The organism is Prosthecobacter sp., from assembly GCF_044378005.1.
GTDB lineage: Bacteria > Verrucomicrobiota > Verrucomicrobiia > Verrucomicrobiales > Verrucomicrobiaceae > Prosthecobacter.
Window position 1 is genome coordinate 1 of the sequence record NZ_JBILYB010000249.1, and the last position, 4,881, is coordinate 4,881.

A 4,881-nucleotide genomic window follows, 5' to 3' on the forward strand; every position below is an offset into this window, starting at 1 on the left:
TTTTTTCTTCGCTGCTGGAAGATACCTATCCAGCCAACGTGCCAGCTCATTCTGATGGAGTAACGTTCAAACCAAGCCGCCAGATGGTCGTGCTTATTCTCTTCGACTTTAGCATTCTCGATTGGGAAGCTGCGTTCAGTGAACTAACTCTTTTTTCGCCCTCTCTTTGTTTGCTCGCAAATGACTGAGTTCCTTTACGAATGCCTCAAAAAAGGATTCAGCAAGCTTCATGGGCTGACCAATCTCATGATTCCACTTCACCAAGTTACCGTCGGCAGTAAAACAATATGGATCAGCACTCGAAATAGTCTTCATGCATGGCGTGAGCTCGGTCCCTGACTTTTTCCTAAACTCAAAGACGTTAGTCCGTAGATTTGTTCAATCTGGCAGGCCCGCGTCCAATCCATAAACCAAGAGCCCATGCTGAAACATCCAGTAAGCTCCTCCTTGCTTTCTTGGCCACACGCTCTCATGCGCTTCGGCGTAAAATCCGTTACAGTAGTGGGAAATAAAACAAACGAAGTCTGCTGGAAAGTGGCACTGAATCGTTTTTTGAAACTCAGCGATTGCTGCAAATGACGGAGGCGCGTGCGCAGCAAATAAAACCTCGAAATCATCATCAAGGTATTTGTGAAATTCTTGGTTAAATTGCTCTATGGTAGCCATACTATTTTGTGGCCGAACACTGTTGGTCATTCACAGATCGTGCGGTTTCTCAGCAAAAGTAGCCCACTGATTTGTTGTCTGAAGATGGGAGGTGTGGCTCACCGATGACGATTACCCTCCCTGGCCGCATTCAGGCAATCAAAATGTGCGTTTTGTCCGGCATGGGAAGGGCCATTCCAAAACCTCCTCTTAGCCCGGAGGGCTAGCCCATGAGTAGCCGGGGGTTGAGGAACGAAACCCTCGGTCATGGAGCGGCTTATCTTGTTTCAAGACTGAAACCCGGATGGCGTTCCCCCTTGGTGGCTTGACGCAGGCGGTGGTGCTTCCAGACAAGTGCCCCGGCAAACATCGTCGCCTGGGCTAGCACGATGCAAGGTCCGGTGTCTCCGTCGATGAAGAAGCTGACATAGACGCCGAGGCAACTCGCGAGCACGGATGAGGCGGTGGCGATGAGCAACATGCGATCAAAGCGATCGGTGAGCAGCCGCGCCGTGCAGCCCGGTGTGACGAGCATGGCCACGACGAGGATGATGCCCACAGCCTGCATGGAGGCGACAATGGTGCCGGAGAGCAGCGATAGCAGGACGTAGTGCAGCAGCGTGGTGTTCAGCCCGATGGCGCGGGCATGAGCGGGGTCGAAGCAGAAGAGCATGAGGTCTTTCCGCATGGCGAGAATGACGACGAGCGTGATGACACCGGCGACGACGGTTTGAATGAGGTCGTCACGCTCGATGCCGAGGATGTTGCCAAACAGAATGTGGTTCAGATGCGCGTCTGTCTGCACCTTGGTGAAAAGGACGAGCCCGAAGGCGAACATACCGGTGAAGACGATGCCCATGACGGTGTCTTCTTTGATGCGTGTGCTGGCTTTGATCCAGCCTGTGGCCGTGGCGCAGAGCAGCCCGGCCGCAAAGGCTCCGATGGCCAGCGGCAGCCCGAGCATGTAAGCGATGACGATGCCCGGCAGGACGGCGTGAGAGATGGCATCGCCCATGAGCGACCAACCTTTCAGCACGAGGTAGCAGGAAAGCACGGCGCACACACTGCCGACGAGCGCGCTGATCATCAGCGCCTCGACCATGAAGGGGTATTGCAGTGGGGCGAGCCAGCTCATGCGGGTAGTGAGGCAAGACGACGCAGGCGTCGCGTGGCAAGAAGGCCGTGCTTCGGCGCGAAGATGAGTGCCGCGAGGAAGACGAGCGTTTGCAGCACAACGATGCACCCTCCCGTGCTGCCATTGATGAAGTAGCTGGCATACGCGCCGATGACGCCGCACAACGCGCCCGTGATGGTGGCGATGACGAGCATCCTGCCAAAACGATCCGTCAGGAGATAGGCCGTGGCTCCCGGCGTGACCAGCATGGCGACGACGAGACAAGCGCCGACCGTTTGCAGCGCCGCCACTGCTGTCGCCGCAAGCAACGAGAGCAGCAGGAAATGCAGGAAGCCCGTGTTCATACCCAGCGCCCGCGCATGGGCCTCATCGAAGCAGTAGAGCAGCAGGTCGCGCCACTTCATCGCCAGCACGAGGATGGAGATGCCGGCGATGATGAGCACCTGCAGGATGTCGGGATCAGAGATGGCAAGGATGTTGCCAAAGATGATGGTCTTGAGGTTCAGATTGCTCGGATACAGCGAGAGCAGCAGCAGCCCGAGCGCAAACCAACTGGTGAACACAACGCCGATCACTGCATCCTCCCGCAGCCCCGATTTCTTCTTGATCCATCCCATCGTCACCGCCGCCAGAATCCCCGCGATGAAAGCCCCCACCGAGAACGGCAGCCCCAAGAGCCAAGCCAGCGACACCCCCGGCACCACCGCATGAGACAAGGCATCGCCCATGAGCGACCAGCCCTTCAGCGTGATGAAGCACGAGAGGAAGGCACACACTCCACCGATCAAGCCGCTCACGAGGATGGCTTTGAGCATGTAGTCGTATTCGAAGGGCGTGAGGAGGTCATTCATTCCCCCACCTCCTCTTTCCGCTGCTCGACCAGCTTCTCCCTGCCATGCCGGTCCTTGTATTCGAGATGGCCGCCTTTGCCGAATACGAGTGGGCGCTCATCATCAGTCAGCAGCTTCACGGTCTTGCCATCGTGATCCTGGATGGTGCTGCTTTCGAAATGGAACTGGCGGAGCACGCCGCCGAAGGCGCGGTTGAGGTTGTCTTCGGTGAAGACGTCTTCCAGCGGTCCGGAGGCGAGGACGGTGCGGTTCACGAGCACGACATGGTCGCAGAACTCGGGCACGCTGCCGAGATTGTGCGTGGAGACGAGGATGATGCGGCCTTCATCACGCAAGGCGCGGAGCAGCTCGATAATGGCTTCCTCGGTAGTGACATCGACGCCGGTGAAGGGCTCGTCGAGCAGTATGATCTGGCCGTTTTGCGCGAGCGCTCGGGCAAGGAAGACGCGCTTCTTTTGCCCGCCGGAGAGTTCGCCGATCTGTCGATCTTTGAACTCGGTCATGCCGACTCGGGCGAGGCTTTCATTCACCCTGCGTTTGTCTTCGGCGCTGGCGATGCGGAGGAAGTTCATGTGCCCATAGCGGCCCATCATGACGACATCCCACACGCTGACGGGGAAGGTCCAATCGACTTCCTCACTCTGCGGCACATAGGCCACGAGCTTGCTCTTCCTCGACGCCTCCACCGTGCTGCCCGCGAGCCGGATGCTGCCGCTCACCGGCCGCACGAAGCCCATGATGGCTTTGAAGAGTGTGCTCTTGCCGCTGCCGTTCACCCCCACGAGAGCGGCGATGGTTCCCTGTCGCAGGGTGAACGTGGCATCGCTCAGCGCGATGTGCCCGTTCGGATACGCGACGGTGACGTTGGAGACTTCGATGGAGAGGGGGTGGGTCATTTTCCGGTGAACGCCTTCACAATGGTGTCAGCGTTGGTTTCGAGCAGCTTCAGATACGTCGGTGCAGGGCCGGTGGCTTCGGTCAGCGAGTCCACATAGAGCACGCCGCCGAACTTGGCTCCTGTTTCCTTGGCGACTTGTTGCATGGCTTTGTCACTGATGGTGCTTTCACTGAAGACGACGGGGATCTGGCTGGCGCGGACGGTATCGACGACTTTCTGCACCTGCTGCGGCGTGCCTTCTTGATCTGCGTTCACCGGCCAGAGGTAGAGTTCCTTCATGCCATAGTCGCGGGCGAGGTAGGAAAAGGCACCTTCGCAGCTCACGAGCCACCTTTGCAAGGCAGGAATGGTCTCCAACTTCTGCCGCACGGGCGCATCGACGGCCCTCAGCTTCTCGGTGTAGGCGGTGGCATTGGCGGTGTAGGTGGCGGCGTTGGGCGGGTCGAGCTTCGCCAAAGCTGCGCGGATGTTTTCGACATACTTGATGGCATTGGCGGGTGACATCCAGGCGTGGGGGTTGGCTTTGCCGTTGTAGGGGCCTTCGCCGATGCTCATCGGCTCGACGCCATCGCTGATGACCACGGCGGGCACATCGCGCACCTGCTGGAGGAACTTCTCAAACCAGCGCTCCAGACCGAGGCCATTCCACAGCACGAGATCGGCATCCTGCGCCTTCACGAGGTCCTGCGGTGTGGGCTCGTAGTCGTGGATCTCAGCGCCAGGCTTCGTGATGGACTCGACCACCGCCGCGTCGCCAGCCACGTTTTGCGCGATGTCCTCTATAATAGTGAAGGTGGTGAGGATGCGCTTTTTGCCGTCCGACGGTGCCGCTTCTCTTTTGCAGGAAGGCAGCGCGGAAAGGACTAGAAGGAGGGAAAGGAGGCGGGTCAGCATGGTGGTGATAATTTAAAAACGAATACTCATGCCGGTGAAGACGCCGAAGTCAGGCGCAGCGCGGTTCATGCCAAGTCGCACGCCGGCATCGAGAACGAGGCTTTCAGTCACAGCAAAGGTGACACCCGTATCGAATAGCGCCTGATAGTCGGCATCCTGCCCGGCGATGCCAACGAGTTCGAGATACATGCCGAGCTTTTCGGTCAAAGAGATGCCGAGCGTGGCGGAGTGCAGCCATTCGAGGTCGTGGCCGTTGGTTTCCGCATCGGGGACGAGGTCCACCTCGCCCATGAGGCCGAGCGAGACGCGGTCCGAAAGCGAGATCGCGAGCGGCATGATGAGGCCACCGGCCCAAGCTTTATCACTCACGCCGGTATGAGTGGGGATGGTCAGATACGGCATCAAAGCGAAGGCCGTGGTGCCGCTGTCGTTGCCCCAGAGGTTCTGTTTATAGCGCA

Annotated in this window: 7 protein-coding genes; 1 reads left to right on the plus strand and 6 read right to left on the minus strand. The window is 58.5% G+C overall.

Annotated elements, in window-relative coordinates; genetic code table 11:
• Positions 1 to 188 (plus strand): hypothetical protein (locus AC6FTP_RS25430; RefSeq protein ID WP_497209706.1); only part of this gene is annotated, 188 nt, incomplete at its 5' end.
• 190 nt (positions 189 to 378) lie between these two features.
• Here AC6FTP_RS25430 and AC6FTP_RS25435 read toward each other — a convergent pair.
• The 6 genes from AC6FTP_RS25435 to AC6FTP_RS25460 all read right to left on the minus strand — a co-directional run.
• The gene (locus tag AC6FTP_RS25435; protein ID WP_497209707.1) at positions 379 to 696 is read right to left on the minus strand and encodes a hypothetical protein; all 318 of its coding nucleotides are present in this window, start codon (positions 694 to 696) and stop codon (positions 379 to 381) included.
• 226 nt (positions 697 to 922) lie between these two features.
• Positions 923 to 1,780: a metal ABC transporter permease gene (locus tag AC6FTP_RS25440; protein ID WP_497209708.1), complete on the minus strand. Its 858-nt coding sequence runs from the start codon at positions 1,778 to 1,780 to the stop codon at positions 923 to 925.
• On the minus strand, positions 1,777 to 2,631 hold the full coding sequence (locus AC6FTP_RS25445; RefSeq protein ID WP_497209709.1) for a metal ABC transporter permease: 855 nt from the start codon (positions 2,629 to 2,631) through the stop codon (positions 1,777 to 1,779). Before AC6FTP_RS25445 ends, AC6FTP_RS25440 begins: the two co-directional genes overlap by 4 nt.
• Entirely contained in the window at positions 2,628 to 3,527 is a 900-nt protein-coding gene (locus AC6FTP_RS25450) for a manganese/iron ABC transporter ATP-binding protein (RefSeq protein WP_497209710.1), read from the minus strand. The genes AC6FTP_RS25445 and AC6FTP_RS25450 overlap by 4 nt, the downstream gene beginning before the upstream one ends.
• A complete protein-coding gene (locus tag AC6FTP_RS25455; RefSeq protein WP_497209711.1) occupies positions 3,524 to 4,423 on the minus strand; it encodes a metal ABC transporter substrate-binding protein in 900 nt (299 codons plus the stop codon). The genes AC6FTP_RS25450 and AC6FTP_RS25455 overlap by 4 nt, the downstream gene beginning before the upstream one ends.
• A 12-nt stretch (positions 4,424 to 4,435) precedes the next feature.
• Positions 4,436 to 4,881, minus strand: a 446-nt coding sequence (locus AC6FTP_RS25460; RefSeq protein WP_497209712.1) for a transporter, incomplete at its 5' end; no start/stop codon positions are given.

Excerpts from the sequence above, each read along its gene's own strand:
- AC6FTP_RS25435 (WP_497209707.1), bottom strand. The coding sequence starts at position 696 with ATGACCAACAGTGTTCGGCCACAAAATAGTATGGCTACCATAGAGCAA.
- AC6FTP_RS25440 (WP_497209708.1), bottom strand. The coding sequence starts at position 1,780 with ATGAGCTGGCTCGCCCCACTGCAATACCCCTTCATGGTCGAGGCGCTG.
- AC6FTP_RS25445 (WP_497209709.1), bottom strand. The coding sequence starts at position 2,631 with ATGAATGACCTCCTCACGCCCTTCGAATACGACTACATGCTCAAAGCC.
- AC6FTP_RS25450 (WP_497209710.1), bottom strand. The coding sequence starts at position 3,527 with ATGACCCACCCCCTCTCCATCGAAGTCTCCAACGTCACCGTCGCGTAT.
- AC6FTP_RS25455 (WP_497209711.1), bottom strand. The coding sequence starts at position 4,423 with ATGCTGACCCGCCTCCTTTCCCTCCTTCTAGTCCTTTCCGCGCTGCCT.